The organism is Streptomyces sp. NPDC020958 (assembly GCF_055562175.1).
Genome location: NZ_JBVHFU010000012.1, coordinates 97,701 through 113,275 on the forward strand (window position 1 = coordinate 97,701; position 15,575 = coordinate 113,275).

Below are 15,575 nucleotides of genomic sequence, written 5' to 3' on the forward strand. Positions count from 1 at the left end.
TTCACTTCCTGAGGGTGCGGTACGTCGAGACGAGGGCGGTGGTGGACGGGTCGAGGCCGGGTACGGCGGCGCCCTCGGTCAGGGCGGGCTCGATGCGCTTGGCGAGGACCTTGCCCAGCTCCACGCCCCACTGGTCGAAGGAGTCGATGTTCCAGACGGCGCCCTGGACGAACACCTTGTGCTCGTAGAGGGCGATCAGCTGGCCGAGGACCGACGGGGTCAGCTCGCGGGCCAGGATCGTCGTGGTCGGGTGGTTGCCGCGGAAGGTGCGGTGCGCGACCTGTTCCTCGGCCACGCCCTCCGCGCGGACCTCGTCGGCGGTCTTGCCGAAGGCCAGCGCCTGCGTCTGCGCGAAGAAGTTCGCCATCAGCAGGTCGTGCTGCGCCCTGAGTTCACCGCTCAGCTCGGCGACCGGCTCGGCGAAGCCGATGAAGTCCGCCGGGATCAGCTTGGTGCCCTGGTGGATCAACTGGTAGTAGGCGTGCTGGCCGTTGGTGCCGGGCGTGCCCCACACCACGGGACCCGTCTGCCACTGAACCGGACGGCCTTCCCGGTCCACCGACTTGCCGTTGGACTCCATGTCCAGCTGCTGGAGGTAGGCGGTGAACTTGGACAGGTAGTGCGAGTACGGCAGCACCGCGTGCGACTGGGCATCGAAGAAGTTGCCGTACCAGATGCCCAGCAGGCCCAGCAGCAGCGGCGCGTTGGCCTCGGCGGGCGCGGTGCGGAAGTGCTCGTCGACCAGGTGGAAGCCGTCCAGCATCTCGCGGAAGCGGTCCGGGCCGATGGCGATCATCAGGGAGAGGCCGATGGCGGAGTCGTACGAGTAGCGGCCGCCGACCCAGTCCCAGAACTCGAACATGTTGTCCGGGTCGATGCCGAAGTCGGTCACCTTCTCGGCGTTCGTGGAGAGGGCCACGAAGTGCCTGGCCACCGCCTTCTCTCCCCCATTCTCGAATTCGCTCGAATGGGAGGGGCCCCCATCACCCAGGCCGTTCAGCAGCCAGGTGCGGGCCGAGGTCGCGTTGGTGATCGTCTCGATCGTGGTGAACGTCTTGGAGGCGACGATGAACAGGGTCTCCGCCGGGTCCAGGTCACGGGTCGCCTCGTGCAGGTCGGCGCCGTCCACGTTGGACACGAAGCGGAACGTCAACTCCCGTGCCGTGAAGGCGCGCAGGGCCTCGTAGGCCATCGCGGGCCCCAGGTCGGAGCCGCCGATGCCGATGTTGACGACGTTGCGGATGCGCTTGCCGGTGTGGCCGGTCCACTCGCCCGAGCGGACCCGCTCGGCGAAGGCACTCATCTTGTCCAGGACCGCGTGCACCCGCGGTACGACGTTCTCGCCGTCGACCTCGACCACCGCGTCGCGCGGGGCACGCAAGGCCGTGTGCAGCACCGCGCGGTTCTCGGTGATGTTGATCTTCTCGCCGCGGAACATGGCGTCCCGCAGTCCGAACACGTCGGTGGCGGTGGCCAGTTCCTGGAGCAGGGCCAGGGTCTCGTCCGTGACCAGGTGCTTGCTGTAGTCGATGTACAGGTCGCCGACCCGCACGACGTAGCGCTCGGCGCGCGCCGGGTCGGCCGCGAACAGTTCACGCAGGACCGGCTGCCCCTGGCCGCGGTGGTCCTCCAGGGCGGCCCACTCGGGCCGGTGGGTGAGCTCGGGGGTGTCAGGCATGGGAGACGGTCTCCTTGGTGCCCTCGGCGCGCAGGGCGATGGCGTACATCTCGTCGGCGTCGAGGCGGCGCAGTTCCTCGGCGATCAGTTCGGAGGTGGGGCGGACCTTGAGGGCCAGGGTGCGCGGCGGCTGACCCGGCAGGGTCAGGCTGGCGAGCGGGCCCTCGGGGCGGTCGATGACGATGTCGCCGTTCGCGGTGCCGAGGCGCACCGCCGTGACGACCGGTCCCTCGGAGACCACGCGGTCCACCGTGACCTTGAGGCGCGCCTCCAGCCAGCGGGCGAGGAGTTCGGCGCTGGGATTGTCGGCCTCGGCCTCGACGGCCGCCGAGGTCACCGTGACCCGGGCCTGGTCCAGGGCGGCGGCCAGCATGGACCGCCACAGGGTGAGCCGGGTCCAGGCGAGGTCGGTGTCGCCGGGCGCGTAGTTGCGGGCGCGGGTCTCCAGGACCTGCATCGGCCGCTCGACCGCGTACAGATCGGTGATCCGGCGCTGCGCGAGCGCGCCGAGCGGGTCCTTGGACGGGGTGTCCGGGGCCTCCACCGGCCACCACACCACCACCGGGGCGTCCGGCAGCAGCAGCGGCAGCACCACCGAGGCGGCGTGGTCGGAGACCTCGCCGTAGGTGCGCAGCACGACCGTCTCGCCGGTGCCGGCCTCGGAGCCGACCCGGACCTCGGCGTCCAGCCGGGAGGTGGTCCGGTCGCGCAGGGTGCGGGCGTGCCGCTTGATGACGACGAGGGTGCGCGAGGGGTGCTCGTGCGAGGCCTCCTCGGCCGCCTTGATCGAGTCGTAGGCGTTCTCCTCGTCCGTGACGATCACCATCGTCAGGACCATGCCCACCGCAGGGGTTCCGATGGCGCGGCGGCCCTGCACCAACGCCTTGTTGATCTTGCTTGCCGTGGTGTCGGTCAGGTCGATCTTCATGGCCTGCGCCAGCTCCGTCCGTCTCGTGCGAGCATCTCGTCCGCTTCCTTGGGTCCCCAGCTGCCCGACTCGTACTGCGCGGGCCTGCCGTGTTTCGCCCAGTACGTCTCGATCGGGTCGAGGATCTTCCAGGACTCTTCCACTTCCTGGTGACGGGGGAACAAATTGGCGTCGCCGAGCAGCACGTCCAGGATGAGCCGCTCGTACGCCTCCGGGCTGGACTCGGTGAACGACTCGCCGTACGCGAAGTCCATCGTCACGTCCCGGATCTCCATCGAGGTGCCCGGCACCTTGGAGCCGAACCGGACGGTCATGCCCTCGTCGGGCTGGACCCGGATGACGATCGCGTTCGCGCCGAGCTCCTCGGTGGCCGTGGAGTCGAAGGGGGAGTGCGGGGCCCGCTTGAAGACCACCGCGATCTCGGTGACCCGGCGGCCCAGCCGCTTGCCGGTGCGCAGGTAGAAGGGGACGCCCGCCCAGCGGCGGTTCTCGATGCCCAGCTTGACGGCCGCGTAGGTGTCGGTCTTCGACTTCGGGTCGATGCCGTCCTCGTCGAGGTAGCCGATGACCTTCTCGCCGCCCTGCCAGCCCGCGGCGTACTGGCCGCGCACGGTGTGCCGGCCCAGGTCGTCGGGCAGCCGCACCGACTTCAGCACCTTCAGCTTCTCGGTGAGCAGCGCGTCCGCGTCGAACGCGATCGGCTCCTCCATGGCGGTCAGCGCCATCAGCTGGAGCAGGTGGTTCTGGATGACGTCACGGGCCGAGCCGATGCCGTCGTAGTAGCCGGCGCGGCCGCCGATGCCGATGTCCTCGGCCATGGTGATCTGGACGTGGTCGACGTACGACCGGTTCCAGATCGGCTCGTACATCTGGTTGGCGAAGCGCAGCGCCAGGATGTTCTGGACGGTCTCCTTGCCCAGGTAGTGGTCGATGCGGAACACCTGGTCGGGATCGAACACGTCGTGCACGACCGCGTTCAGTTCCTGCGCCGACGCCAGGTCGTGGCCGAACGGCTTCTCGATGACCGCCCGCCGCCAGGCCCCCTTCGGCGGGGTGGCGAGACCGACCTTCTTCAGCTGCTGGACGACCTTCGGGAAGAACTTCGGCGGCACCGAGAGGTAGAAGGCGAAGTTGCCGCCGGTGCCCCGGGAGCTGTCCAGCTCGTCGACGGCCGCCTTGAGCTGCTTGAACGCGGTGTCGTCGTCGAAGTCGCCGGGGATGAACCGCATGCCCTCGGCGAGCTGCTGCCAGACCTCCTCGCGGAACGGGGTCCGGGAGTGCTCGCGCACCGCGTCGTGGACGACCTGGGCGAAGTCCTGGTCCTCCCAGTCCCGGCGGGCGAAGCCGACGAGCGAGAAGCCCGGCGGCAGCAGTCCGCGGTTGGCCAGGTCGTAGACGGCCGGCATCAGCTTCTTGCGGGACAGGTCGCCGGTCACGCCGAAGATGACCAGACCGGACGGTCCCGCGACCCGCGGCAGCCGTCGGTCGCGCGCGTCGCGCAACGGGTTGTCCCAGTCCGCGGCGGGCGCCACCGGCACCCGCACGTCCTTGGCTGTCTCGCTCATTACGCATCGACTCCCTTGCTGTTCAAGGACTTCGTGACGGCGTCCAGCAACTCCTGCCAGGCCACCTCGAACTTGGCGACGCCCTCGTCCTCCAGCTTGCCCACGACCTCGTCGTAGGAGATGCCCAGCTTCTCGACGGCCGCGAGATCCGCGCGGGCCTGCGCGTAGCCGCCGGTCACCGTGTCGCCGTGGATGTCACCGTGGTCGGCGGTCGCGTTCAGCGTGCCCTCGGGCATGGTGTTGACGGTGCCCGGTGCCACCAGCTCGTCGACGTACAGGGTGTCCTTGTACGCGGGGTCCTTCACCCCGGTGGAGGCCCACAGCGGACGCTGCTTGTTGGCCTTCGCGCCGGCGAGTGCGGTCCAGCGGGCGCCGGCGAAGACCTCCTCGTACGCCTCGTAGGCCAGCCGGGCGTTCGCCAGCGCGGCCTTCCCCTTCAGGGCCAGGGCCTCGTCCGTGCCGAGCACGGTCAGCCGCTTGTCGATCTCCGCGTCGACGCGGGAGACGAAGAAGGAGGCCACGGAGTGGATCGCGGCGAGGTCCAGGCCCTTGGCGGCGGCCTGCTCCAGGCCCGCCAGGTAGGCGGCCATGACCTCGCGGTAGCGGTCCAGGGAGAAGATCAGCGTGACGTTGACGCTGATGCCCTGGGCGATGACCGCGGTGATCGCGGGCAGCCCCGCCTTCGTCGCCGGGATCTTGATCATCACGTTGGGGCGGTCGACCAGCCAGGCCAGCTGGCGGGCCTCGGCGACCGTGGCCGCCGTGTCGTGGGCGAGGCGGGGGTCGACCTCGATGGAGACCCGGCCGTCCCGGCCGCCCGTCGCGTCGTACACCGGGCGCAGCACGTCCGCGGCGGCCCGCACGTCCTGGGTGGTCATCATCCGCACGGCCTCGTCGACCGTGACACCCCGCACGGCGAGGTCGGCGAGCTGCTCCTCGTAGCCCTCGCCCGAGCCGATGGCGGCCTGGAAGATCGACGGGTTGGTGGTGACGCCCACGACGTTCTTCGTGGCGACCAGCTCCGCGAGGTTGCCGGTGCTGATCCGCTTGCGCGACAGGTCGTCCAGCCAGATAGAGACACCCTCGTCGGAGAGGCGCTTGAGTGCTCCCGCGGTGGCGGTTGCTTCGGTCACAGTGATCATCTTCCTCTACTGAACTGTTTCTGGCTGGTCGATCAGGCGGTGCGGGCGGCGGCCAGGGACTCGCGGGCCGCGGCCGCCACGTTCTCGGGGGTGAAGCCGAACTCGGCGAACAGGGTGCCGGCGTCCGCGGAGGCACCGAAGTGCTCCAGGGAGACGATCCGGCCGGCGTCGCCGACGAACCGGTACCAGGTCAGGCCGATCCCGGCCTCCACGGCGACCCGGGCCCGTACGGCCGGCGGCAGGACGCTCTCGCGGTACTCGCGCGGCTGCTCCTCGAACCACTCCACGGACGGCATCGACACCACCCGGGTGCCGGTTCCCTCGGCCTCCAGGAGGTCGCGGGCCGCGACGGCGAGGTGCACCTCGGAACCGGTGGCGATCAGGACCACCTCCGGGGTCTCGGTCGACGACTCGCGCAGCACGTAGCCGCCCCTGGCCGCGTCCGGGTTCGGCGCGTACGTCGGCACGCCCTGGCGGGTCAGCGCGAGCCCGTGCGGGGCCGGGTGCGTGGCGTGCCTCTTCAGGATCTCGGCCCAGGCCGTCGCGGTCTCGTTGGCGTCGGCCGGGCGGACGACGTTCAGGCCCGGGATGGCGCGCAGCGCGGCCAGGTGCTCGACGGGCTGGTGGGTGGGCCCGTCCTCGCCGAGGCCGATGGAGTCGTGCGTCCAGACGTAGGTCACGGGGAGCTGCATGAGCGCCGACATCCGCACGGCGTTGCGCATGTAGTCGGAGAACACCAGGAAGGTGCCGCCGTAGATCCGGGTGTTGCCGTGCAGGGCGATGCCGTTCATCTCGGCGGCCATCGAGAACTCGCGGATGCCGAAGTGGACGGTACGGCCGTACGGGTCCGCCTCCGGCAGCGGGTTGCCCGCGGGCAGGAAGGAGGACGTCTTGTCGATGGTGGTGTTGTTGGAGCCCGCGAGGTCGGCGGAGCCGCCCCACAGCTCGGGCAGCACCGGGCCGAGCGCCTGGAGGACCTTGCCGGAGGCGGCGCGGGTGGCGACCGCCTTGCCCTCCTCGAAGACGGGGACCGCGGACTCCCAGCCCTCGGGGAGCTGGCCGGCCACGACCCGGTCGAAGAGCGCGGCCTGCGCGGGCCGCGCGGTGCGCCACTCGGCGATGCGCTTGTCCCAGGCCGCGTGCGCCTCGGCGCCCCGGTCCAGGGCGCGGCGGGCGTGGGCCAGCACCTCGGCGTCGACCTGGAAGGACTGCTCCGGGTCGAAGCCGAGGAGGCGCTTGGTGGCGGCGATCTCGTCGGCACCGAGCGCGGAGCCGTGGGCGGCCTCGGTGTTCCGCGCGTTCGGGGCGGGCCAGGCGATGATCGTGCGCATCGCGATGATCGAGGGGCGTCCGGTCTCGGCCTGCGCCGCCTTCAGCGCCGTGTACAGGGCCCGTGGGTCGACGTCGCCCTCGGCGGTGGGCTCGACGCGCTGGGTGTGCCAGCCGTAGGCCTCGTACCGCTTCAGGACGTCCTCGGAGAAGGCGGTCGCGGTGTCGCCCTCGATGGAGATGTGGTTGTCGTCGTAGACGAAGACGAGATTGCCGAGCTTCTGGTGGCCGGCCATCGAGGAGGCCTCCGCGGAGACGCCCTCCTCCAGGTCGCCGTCGGAGACGATCGCCCAGATCATGTGGTCGAAGGGGGAGGTGCCCTCGGGGGCCTCCGGATCGAACAGGCCGCGCTCGTAGCGGGCGGCCATGGCCATGCCCACGGCGTTGGCGACGCCCTGGCCGAGCGGTCCCGTGGTGGTCTCGACACCGGCGGTGTGCCCGTACTCGGGGTGGCCCGGGGTCTTCGAGCCGTGCGTGCGGAAGGCCTTGAGGTCGTCGAGCTCCAGCTCGTACCCGGCGAGGAACAGCTGGGTGTAGAGCGTCAGCGAGGTGTGACCGGGGGAGAGGACGAACCGGTCGCGGCCGGTCCACTCCGGGTCGGCCGGGTCATGACGCATCACCTTCTGAAAGATCGTGTACGCGGCCGGGGCCAGGCTCATCGCGGTGCCGGGATGCCCGTTGCCGACCTTCTGCACGGCGTCGGCCGCGAGCAGCCGGGCCGTGTCCACGGCGCGCCGGTCGAGGTCGGTCCACTCGAAGTCGTCGTCGAAGCCGGCTGCTGTCTGCGTGCTCATCTTCAAGAAGTCCTCGTTCGAAGCGTTCTGGCTGGCCTGACGCGTTCAAAAGTAAAAGTCTGACTTAATGGAGGGAAGGTCGTGGTGTGTCAGTCTGTGGTGAAAGTGGGACACGGATCTTCGACAGGGACGGCACGAGAAGGACATGGCGGACAGAACGCCCGGCGCGGCGGGTGACGGTGACGAAATCAGAACCTTCCCCTTCCCGGTGGATCTGAGCGTGGGCGGTGTCGGCATGCAGGTCGGCCCCATGGGGGCCGGGCGCCGGTGGCACGCCGACGCCCCCCTGGAGCGGGTGCACCGCATCGACTTCCACGTGGTCATGCTCTTCACCGCGGGCCCCGTCCGCCACATGATCGACTTCGCCGAGTACGAGGCAGGGGCCGGCGATCTGCTCTGGATCCGGCCCGGTCAGGTGCACCGCTTCTCGCCGACCTGCGAGTACCGCGGAACCGTCCTGACCATGCAGCCCGGATTCCTGCCGCGCGCGATCGTGGAGGCGACCGGTCTGTACCGCTACGACCTGCCACCTCTGCTCCACCCCGACCGACCGCAGCTCAGCGCGTTGCAGGCGGCGTTGGCGAACCTGCAACGCGAGTACGAGGACGCCGATACCCTCCCTCCGGCCCTCCATGCCTCGGTGCTGCGGCACTCCCTCACCGCGCTGCTGCTGCGCCTCGCCCACCTCGCGGCCAGTTCGGCGGAGGCGGCACGCCGTCAGGCCGATACGACATTCACCCTTTTCAGGGACGCGGTGGAGAAGGACTTCGCCACGAACCACAGCGTCAGCGCCTACGCCGACACCCTCGGCTACTCCCGGCGCACCCTGGTCCGCGCGGTCCGCGCCGCGACAGGGGAGACCCCGAAGGGCTTCATCGACAAGCGGGTCGTGCTGGAGGCCAAGCGCCTCCTGGCCCACACGGACCTGCCCATCGGCCGCGTCGGCGCGGCCGTCGGCTTCCCCGACGCGGCGAACTTCTCCAAGTTCTTCCAGCTGCACACCGGGCAGACCCCGGTGGCGTTCCGGGCGGAGCTGCGCTGACACGCCGACGGCGCCGGGGAGTTCCCCGGCGCCGCCGCGTGCCCGCCTCGCGGGTCAGTGCCCGAAGTCGAACCAGTTCACATTGACGAAGTCGGCCGGCTGGCCGCTGCTGAAGGTCAGGTAGACGTCGTGGGTGCCCGTCACCGAGCCGATGTTCGCCGGGATCGTCGTCCAGGTCTGCCAGCCGCCGGTGTTGGCCACCGCGAAGCTTCCGACGGGGGCGTTGGACGGGCTGTCGAGCCGGACCTGGACCAGGCCGCTCACCCCGGAGGCCGCGCCGCTCGCCACCCTCGCGTAGAACTGGGTGGCCGCCGTGGAGCCGAAGTTGACACCCTTGTAGAGCGCCCAGTCGCCGTTGGCCACGTACCCGATGTCCTGGCCGCCGCCGGTGTCGGTGGTGGTCTCGGCGGTCACCCCGGACTGGCTGTCGTACGACTCGGCCTGGATGGGGCTGTACGCGTCCCGGTTGCCGGTGGGCGGGGTGGTGGTACCGCTCCCACTGGACTGCAGGACCTGCACGTAGTCCACGACCATCGGGTGGCCGGACTCGGTGGCGCTGGTGGGGCCGCCGCCGAAGGCGCCCGGGAAGCCGCCGCCCATCGCCACGTTCAGGATGACGAAGAACCCGTGGTTGGTGGCGTTCGCCCAGGTGGTGGCGTCGACCTGACTGGCCGTCACGGTCTGGTAGTTGACGCCGTCGACGTAGAAGCGGATCGCTTCCGGGCTCACCGAGCGGTCCCACTCCATCGTGTAGGTGTGGAAGCCGGACTGGCAGGTGGTGTTGGGGCAGGCGGTCGAATTGCCCAGCCCCGTCGTCTCGTTGCAGGGGCCGCCCGGGTTGGTGCCGCAGTGCATGGTCGCCCACGTCTTGTTGATGCCGTTGACGTTCTCCATGATGTCCAGCTCGCCGACGCCCGGCCAGTTCTGGTAGTTGCCCCGGTACGGGGCGCCCAGCATCCAGAAGGCCGGCCAGTAGCCGAGGGCCGCGTTGCCCGTGACGTCGGGCATCTGGATGCGCGCCTCGACGCGCAGCTTGCCGCCGGCCGGGGGCTGGAAGTCGGTACGGGTGGTCTCGATCCGGCCCGACGTCCAGTTGCCGGCCGAGTCGCGGACCGGCGTGATCTTCAGGTTGCCGCTGCCGTCGAGGGCGACGTTGCTGGTGGACGAGGTCATCCGCTCGACCTCGCCGGTGCCCCAGTTGGCCGCGCCTCCGGGATACGAGGTCCCGGTGTCGTACTGCCAGTTGGCGGTGTTGACGCCGGTGCCCGCGGTGCCGTTGAAGTCGTCGAGGAAGACCTGGCTCCAGCCGGACGGCACCCCGGGCGCGGAGGCGCTGGCGGGGAGGGTGGCGGCGGTCGCGAGGGCCGCGGCCAGACCGAGGGTGCTGAGCACGGCGACGAGGGCCCGCCGCCGTCTGGGTATACCGGAGGTTTCGCTCATGGGGGTGCCTCTCGGGTACGGGGGGAGTGAGCGCGGGTGTCTTCGAGAGCTCTTGAGAGCGCTCTCAAAGTGGGCCCAATGTGCTCCCCGTGCCTGCGGCCGTCAAGAGTTAAAACAAAGAATCACCTTGCTGACCAACCGAGTTCACGCTCCGAAGCCGGCCGGTCGTTCACCGGAGGGCGCTGCCCGCCTTCCAGTCCGCCCACGACAGGTTCCAGCCGTTGAGGCCGTTCGACGCCTCCACGGTCTTCTCGCCGGAGTTCTTCACGATCACGACGTCGCCGAGCATCGAGCTGTCGTAGAACGTGTAGCCGTCCACGGACGTGTCGTTCGCGCCCTTCGCGTCGTGCAGGCCCACGCAGCCGTGGCTGGTGTTCTTGTGCCCGAACACCGAAGCGGGCGCCCAGTAGTTGCCGTGCACGAAGGTCCCGGAGGTGGTCAGGCGCTGGGCGTGCGGGACGTCGGAGATGTCGTACTCGTCGCCGAGGCCGACCGTCGAGGACTCCATGCGGGTCTGCTTGAACCGCTCGCTGATCACCATGATCCCGGACCAGGTCGTGTGGTCGGAGTCGCCGCCCGAGACCGGGTAGGTGGCGATCACCGAGCCGTCGCGCCTGACCGTCATCTCCTTGGTGTCCAGGTCGACCGTGCTGATCTGCGCACGGCCGATGTGGAAGGTGACGTCCTTGGACTGGACGCCGTAGACGCCGTCCGCGCCCTGTACGTCCTTGAGCCGCAGGCCCAGCGTGATCTTCGTGCCGGGCGCCCAGTAGGTCTCGGGGCGGAAATCGAGCCGGGTGTCGCTGAACCAGTGGCCCACGATCTCCACCGCGGGCTCGGCGGTCACGGTGATCGCCTTCTGGACGGCGGCCCGGTCGGACACGGCGTGGGTGAAGTTGACCGACACCGGCATGCCGACGCCGGAGGTGGAGTCCGCCTCGGGGGTGAAGTACCCCACGAAGGTCTCGCCGGGGGACCTGGTGGTGAAGGTCGCGGTCCTGGCGGTCCCGTCTTCCGGGATCGCCGTGACCGTGTACTTCGTGCCCGAGTACGGGTTACCCGCCGAAGTCCACCTGGTTCTCGCCGCGTTGAGGGTCCCGGCCAGCGTGGAGCCGTCGTTGCCGGTCACCCTCACGGAGGCCAGCGTGCCGTCGGTGACGGTGACCTGGACGGGGCTGGAGAAGTCGGCCTTGGTGGTGCCGTCGGCGGGGGTGACGGCAATGGTCGCCTTCCTGGTCGCCGACTTCGCCGAGGCCGTGGCATCCTTGCCGTCCGGCGCGGCCGAGGCGTCCGCCGAGGAACCGCATCCGGCCAGTGCCGCGCCCGCGGGCACCGCGCCCAGAGCGGCGAGGAGCCCGCGCCGGGACCACGTCCCCGACTGCCGTCCGTACCGGTTCGATATGTGCTGGACGTCCACGCCACGCCTTCCTGACTTGTCCACCTGTGTCAGGGCATCCTGCGCTCGCTGTCTGGGCGGCTTCTTTGAATCACGGGGGTCGTCCCTGAGATTCCGATGAGGAGCGGGCGCCGCCGGGACCGGCGGGTTCCACGCGGCCGAGTCGGCCGGAACCCGGGTTGTCCGCGCCCCCGATCCTGAACACAGTGTGAACGCCCGGGAGGAACGCACCGGAAACACCGGGCCCGCCCAGCCGCCGGAGGTATTCCGTGACCGACGTCCGCACACGGCAGCGCGTGGCCATCGTGGGAGCGGGGGCGGCGGGCACCCTCACCGCCGTCCAGCTCTGCGAGAGCGCGCACCGCCGCCGGACTCCGCTCGACCTCGTCCTGATCGACCCGGCCCCGGAGGCGGGCCGGGGCACCGCCTACGCCACCCGCGACCCCCGGCACCGGCTCAACGTGCCCGCGGGCAGCATGAGCGCCTACCCGGACGACCCCGGACACTTCGTCCGCTGGCTGTGCCGGCACGGCGAACCCACTGTCACCGGCGCCGACTTCGCCACCCGCTACCGCTACGGCGCCTACCTCGCCGACACCCTCGGCCAGGCCCTCGTCCGGGCCCACGGCACGGTCGCGGTACGCCGGCTGCGCACCCGCGCGCAGAGCTGTACCGGCACTCCCGACGGCCGGGTGGAGCTCCACCTCGCCGCCGGGGGACCCCTGACGGTGGACGGCGCGGTCCTGGCCACCGGTCCCGCCGGTGCCACCGCCGGCTGGGCGCCGGCCGCGCTGCGCACCTCGCCCCGGTTCGTCGGTGCCCCCTGGGCACCGGGTGCCCTGGACCCCGTACGGGACAGCCCCGAGGACATCCTGCTGGTCGGCACCGGCCTGACCGCCGTCGACCTCGCGCTGAGCCTCGACCGGCCCGGACGCACCCTGCACGCCCTCTCCCGCAGCGGACTGCTGCCCCAGGCGCACGCCCTCGGCCCGGCCGGCGCCATGCCGGCACCGGACGGCCTCGACGACACCTCGCTGGGCCGGCTGCGCCGCGTGGTCTGGCGCCATCTCAGCCGCTCCGTGCGCACCCACGGCGACTGGCGCCCCGCCCTGGACAGTCTCCGTCCGCACACCGCACGGCTGTGGCGCAGTCTCACCCCGCAGGAGCGCGAGGACTTCCTGGCCCGCGAGGGTGCCCTGTGGAACACCCACCGCCACCGGATGGCCCCCGCCACCGCCGAACACGTCTCCCGCGCCCGCACCGCCCGCCGCCTCCAGGTCCACACCGGCACGGTCACCCGGGTGACGGCCACCGGGACCGGTGGTCTCGCGGTCGAACTCTCCGACGGCCGTACCCTGCACGTCGGTTGGGTCGTCGACTGCACCGGTCCCGGCCGCCGCCTCGACGACCCGCTGTGGCAGCGGCTGTTCGCCTCGGGCGCGGCCGTCCCCGGACCCCTCGGCATGGGCGCGGCCACCCGCGGCGGCCGCCTCCTCGACGCCCGCGGCCGTACCGGGCTGCCCCTGTTCACGCTCGGGGCGCCGCGCCGGGGCGAACTGTGGGAGACCACCGCGATACCCGAGATCCGGGTCCAGGCGGCCGAGCTGGCGCAGCAGTTGCTGCCGCCACCGGAGCGCAGGCGGGCCGGGCGGCGTCCCGTCGACGGTCACGGGCAGCCCCTGTCCACCCGCGCCGACGCGGCCGCCGCCTACCGCAGCGGGCTCGACCGGGTCCTCAAGGTGCGCTCCGGCGCGGAGGACGCCTTCGCCCGCGCGGTCGCCCTGGACCCCGGTTTCGCCCTCGGCCACGCGGCCCTCGCCCTGCTCGGCCACGAGTGCGCCGCCGCCGTCGACGTGCCCCGCGCCCTCGCCGACGCCCAGCGCGCGGCCCGGGAGCGCGCGGACGAGCGCGAGCGGTCCTTCGTGGACGTGGTGACGCGCCGGGTGACCGGTGACGACGGGGACGGGGCGCTCGTACGGCATCTGCGGGAGCACCCCGGAGACGCGCTGGCGCTCGCGGCGGCCGTGCCGACCATCGCGTTCTCCGGGGTGAGCGATCTCCAGGACGCCGACGCGCTGCGGCTGCTCGAACTGACCTCGCCCGTGTACGACGGACACTGGTTCCACACCTCGCTGCTGGCCTTCCTGCGCCAGGAGCAGGGGCGGCTGCACGAGGCGGCGGAGCTGGCCCACCGAGCGCTGGCCGCCGAGCCCGCCTCCGGGCACGCGGTGCACGCCCTCGCCCACGTCCACTACGAGTCCGGGGCGCACGAGGCGGGCCGGGACTGGCTCGACGGCTGGGTGGCCGGGCGGGGCCGGGGCGCCGTGCACCGGGCGCACTTCTCCTGGCACATCGCCCTGCACGAACTCGCCCTCGACGACCCGGGCGCCGTGCGCCGCCGCTGGTTCGGCCAGCTCGCGCCGGGGCGGGTGCGTGGCATGCGGGCGCTGGTGGACTCGGGGTCGCTGCTGTGGCGGGCCCGGCTCAGCGACAGCTGGGAGGGTGAGCTGCCGGCGACGGACGTGCTCGACTCGGTGGCCCGGGAGGTGCTGGAGCGGCCCGCCACCGCGTTCACCGCGCTGCACGCGGCCGTCGCCCTGACCGCCGCCGGGGACCTGCCGGCGCTGCACCGGCTCCGCGACCACGCGGCCGGTGCCGATCCGGTGCAGCGGGAGGTGATCGCTCCGCTGTGCGAGGCGTTCGCGGCACTGGTCGAGGAGCGGTTCCACGAGGCGGCCCGGGAGCTCGACGCCCTGCTGCCGGTGCTGGCCAGGGTCGGCGGCAGCGCGGCCCAGCGCGAGGTCGTCGAGGAGACCCTGCTGTACGCGCTGGTCGCAGCCGGCCGCTGCGACGCGGCCCGCCGACTCCTGGACACCCGCCTGAACCGCAAACAGGCCCCCCGCGACCAACGCCTGCGCGCAACCCTGCCCTCCTGACCGCCGGCCACACCCCGCGGTCCCCGGTCCCACCCGACGGCGCCTCAGTCCCGTCCGGGGCCGGGGCTACCCGTCGCCGACCGAGCGTTCCGGGTGCCAGCCCAGGGCTCGGGAGATGCCGCGGGCTGCCAGGCGGACCGCCGGGACCAGGGCCGGGACCTGGGCGTCGGCCTGGGGCACCACCACCGAGACGGCCGCGGCCACCTGCCCCGTCGCCCCGCGCACCGCGGACGCCACCGACAGCGCGTCGTCGGTGACCTGACGGCTGCTCACCGCCGCGCCGGTCCGGCGCACCTCGGCCAGGGAGCGGCGCAGCCGGGCCGGGTCCGTGATGGTGTACGGCGTGAAGGCGGCCAACGGGCCCGCACAGTAGTCCTGCTGGAAGGCGGGCGGCTCGTGCGCGAGCAGCGCGAGACCCACGCCCGTCGCGTGCAGCGGCCAGCGCGCGCCCACCCGGATGTGCACCCCCACCGCGGAACGCCCCGAAAGCCATTCGATGTAGACGACCTCGGTGCCGTCCCGCACCGCCAACTGCACGTTCTCGTGCGTGGCTTCGTACAGGTCCTCCAGGTACGGCAGCGCGATCTGGCGCAGCGCGAGACCTCGGGGAGCGAGCGCCGCCAGCTCCCAGAGCCGTAGCCCCACGTGGTAGAGACCCTCCGCGTCCCGCTCCAGCGCGCCCCATTCGGTGAGCGCGCCGGCCAGCCGGTGCGCGGTGGTCAGCGACAGCCCGGCCCGGCGGCTGATCTCGGTCAGGGTCAGCGCCGGGTGCCCGTGGTCGAACGCGGCCAGGACCGCCAGCAGCCGGTCCGGCGCGGAGCGGGCGACGGTGGTCATGGCCGGTCGGCGACGCGCAGCAGGAGCGCGTGGAGGGCCTCGCGCTCGGCGGGGTCGAGCGGGGCCAGCAGGTCGTTCGTCACCCGCCGGCCCGCCTCGTCGGTGTCCCGCAGGAAGGCCCGGCCGTTCTCCGTGAGGACCACGATCCGGCTGCGGCGGTCGTCGGGGGCGGGGCGCCGCTCGGCGAGGCCCTGCTTCTCCAGGTCGTCGACCAGGCCGACGATCGCGCTCGGGTCGTAGCCGAGCCGGGTGCTCAGCTCGCGCTGGAGCACCCCCTGCGACGTGGCGAGGAACCGTAGCACCGCGTAGTGGCGCAGCCGCAGCCCCGACTCCTGCAGGGACGTGTTGAACAACTGCCCCGACCGCAGGCCGAGGCGGTACAGCAGGTAGCCCGTGTCCGCGTGCAGCCCGCGCATCCACGGCTCGTCGGCGTCGATGGCGGGCGTCTTCTCGGTGTGCTGGCGGGCGATGGCGGGCTCCCTGGTACG

Annotated in this window: 11 protein-coding genes; 2 read left to right on the forward strand and 9 right to left on the reverse strand. The window is 71.8% G+C overall.

Going from position 1 to position 15,575, the window contains the following annotated elements; translation table 11 throughout:
* Position 1: 1 nt before the first annotated feature.
* The 5 genes from pgi to tkt are packed head-to-tail and all read right to left on the reverse strand — an operon-like array spanning position 2 to position 7,436.
* Positions 2–1,678, reverse strand: coding sequence for a glucose-6-phosphate isomerase (gene pgi / locus ACZ3KP_RS29330; protein WP_467502951.1), 1,677 nt, complete (start codon positions 1,676–1,678; stop codon positions 2–4).
* The gene (gene opcA / locus ACZ3KP_RS29335; protein WP_467502953.1) at positions 1,671–2,606 is read right to left on the reverse strand and encodes a glucose-6-phosphate dehydrogenase assembly protein OpcA; all 936 of its coding nucleotides are present in this window, start codon (positions 2,604–2,606) and stop codon (positions 1,671–1,673) included. Before opcA ends, pgi begins: the two co-directional genes overlap by 8 nt.
* Complete coding sequence (zwf, locus tag ACZ3KP_RS29340; protein WP_467502954.1) at positions 2,603–4,171, reverse strand: glucose-6-phosphate dehydrogenase; 1,569 nt, start codon at positions 4,169–4,171, stop codon at positions 2,603–2,605. Before zwf ends, opcA begins: the two co-directional genes overlap by 4 nt.
* Positions 4,171–5,313 (reverse strand): transaldolase, encoded by a 1,143-nt coding sequence (gene tal / locus ACZ3KP_RS29345; RefSeq protein ID WP_467502956.1) that lies wholly within the window; start codon positions 5,311–5,313, stop codon positions 4,171–4,173. Before tal ends, zwf begins: the two co-directional genes overlap by 1 nt.
* A 32-nt stretch (positions 5,314–5,345) precedes the next feature.
* Positions 5,346–7,436 carry a transketolase gene (tkt, locus tag ACZ3KP_RS29350; RefSeq protein WP_467502957.1) on the reverse strand — a complete coding sequence of 697 codons (2,091 nt, stop codon included), beginning with the start codon at positions 7,434–7,436 and terminating at the stop codon, positions 5,346–5,348.
* A 145-nt stretch (positions 7,437–7,581) separates the two neighbouring features.
* On the opposite strand from tkt, the gene ACZ3KP_RS29355 reads away from it, so the two are divergent.
* Positions 7,582–8,478, forward strand: a complete 897-nt coding sequence (locus tag ACZ3KP_RS29355) for a helix-turn-helix domain-containing protein (protein ID WP_467502959.1) — start codon at positions 7,582–7,584, stop codon at positions 8,476–8,478.
* 54 nt (positions 8,479–8,532) lie between these two features.
* Here ACZ3KP_RS29355 and ACZ3KP_RS29360 read toward each other — a convergent pair whose 3' ends face one another.
* Positions 8,533–9,918, reverse strand: a complete 1,386-nt coding sequence (locus ACZ3KP_RS29360; RefSeq protein WP_467502960.1) for a glycoside hydrolase family 16 protein — start codon at positions 9,916–9,918, stop codon at positions 8,533–8,535.
* 169 nt (positions 9,919–10,087) lie between these two features.
* Complete coding sequence (locus tag ACZ3KP_RS29365) at positions 10,088–11,335, reverse strand: L,D-transpeptidase (protein ID WP_467502962.1); 1,248 nt, start codon at positions 11,333–11,335, stop codon at positions 10,088–10,090.
* Between the two features lie 248 nt (positions 11,336–11,583).
* Here ACZ3KP_RS29365 and ACZ3KP_RS29370 point away from each other — a divergent pair, with 248 nt between their 5' ends.
* Positions 11,584–14,250, forward strand: coding sequence for an FAD/NAD(P)-binding protein (locus tag ACZ3KP_RS29370; protein WP_467502964.1), 2,667 nt, complete (start codon positions 11,584–11,586; stop codon positions 14,248–14,250).
* Positions 14,251–14,316: 66 nt separating this feature from the next.
* Here the strand turns inward: ACZ3KP_RS29370 and ACZ3KP_RS29375 are convergent, their stop codons facing one another.
* A complete protein-coding gene (locus ACZ3KP_RS29375; protein WP_467502965.1) occupies positions 14,317–15,087 on the reverse strand; it encodes an IclR family transcriptional regulator in 771 nt (256 codons plus the stop codon).
* On the reverse strand, positions 15,084–15,503 hold the full coding sequence (locus ACZ3KP_RS29380) for a MarR family winged helix-turn-helix transcriptional regulator (RefSeq protein WP_467503166.1): 420 nt from the start codon (positions 15,501–15,503) through the stop codon (positions 15,084–15,086). The genes ACZ3KP_RS29375 and ACZ3KP_RS29380 overlap by 4 nt, the downstream gene beginning before the upstream one ends.
* Positions 15,504–15,575 lie beyond the last annotated feature (72 nt).

Excerpts from the sequence above, each read along its gene's own strand:
- zwf (WP_467502954.1), bottom strand. The coding sequence starts at position 4,171 with ATGAGCGAGACAGCCAAGGACGTGCGGGTGCCGGTGGCGCCCGCCGCG.
- tal (WP_467502956.1), bottom strand. The coding sequence starts at position 5,313 with ATGATCACTGTGACCGAAGCAACCGCCACCGCGGGAGCACTCAAGCGC.
- opcA (WP_467502953.1), bottom strand. The coding sequence starts at position 2,606 with ATGAAGATCGACCTGACCGACACCACGGCAAGCAAGATCAACAAGGCG.
- ACZ3KP_RS29360 (WP_467502960.1), bottom strand. The coding sequence starts at position 9,918 with ATGAGCGAAACCTCCGGTATACCCAGACGGCGGCGGGCCCTCGTCGCC.
- ACZ3KP_RS29380 (WP_467503166.1), bottom strand. The coding sequence starts at position 15,503 with ATGCGCGGGCTGCACGCGGACACGGGCTACCTGCTGTACCGCCTCGGC.
- ACZ3KP_RS29375 (WP_467502965.1), bottom strand. The coding sequence starts at position 15,087 with ATGACCACCGTCGCCCGCTCCGCGCCGGACCGGCTGCTGGCGGTCCTG.
- tkt (WP_467502957.1), bottom strand. The coding sequence starts at position 7,436 with ATGAGCACGCAGACAGCAGCCGGCTTCGACGACGACTTCGAGTGGACC.
- ACZ3KP_RS29355 (WP_467502959.1), top strand. The coding sequence starts at position 7,582 with ATGGCGGACAGAACGCCCGGCGCGGCGGGTGACGGTGACGAAATCAGA.
- pgi (WP_467502951.1), bottom strand. The coding sequence starts at position 1,678 with ATGCCTGACACCCCCGAGCTCACCCACCGGCCCGAGTGGGCCGCCCTG.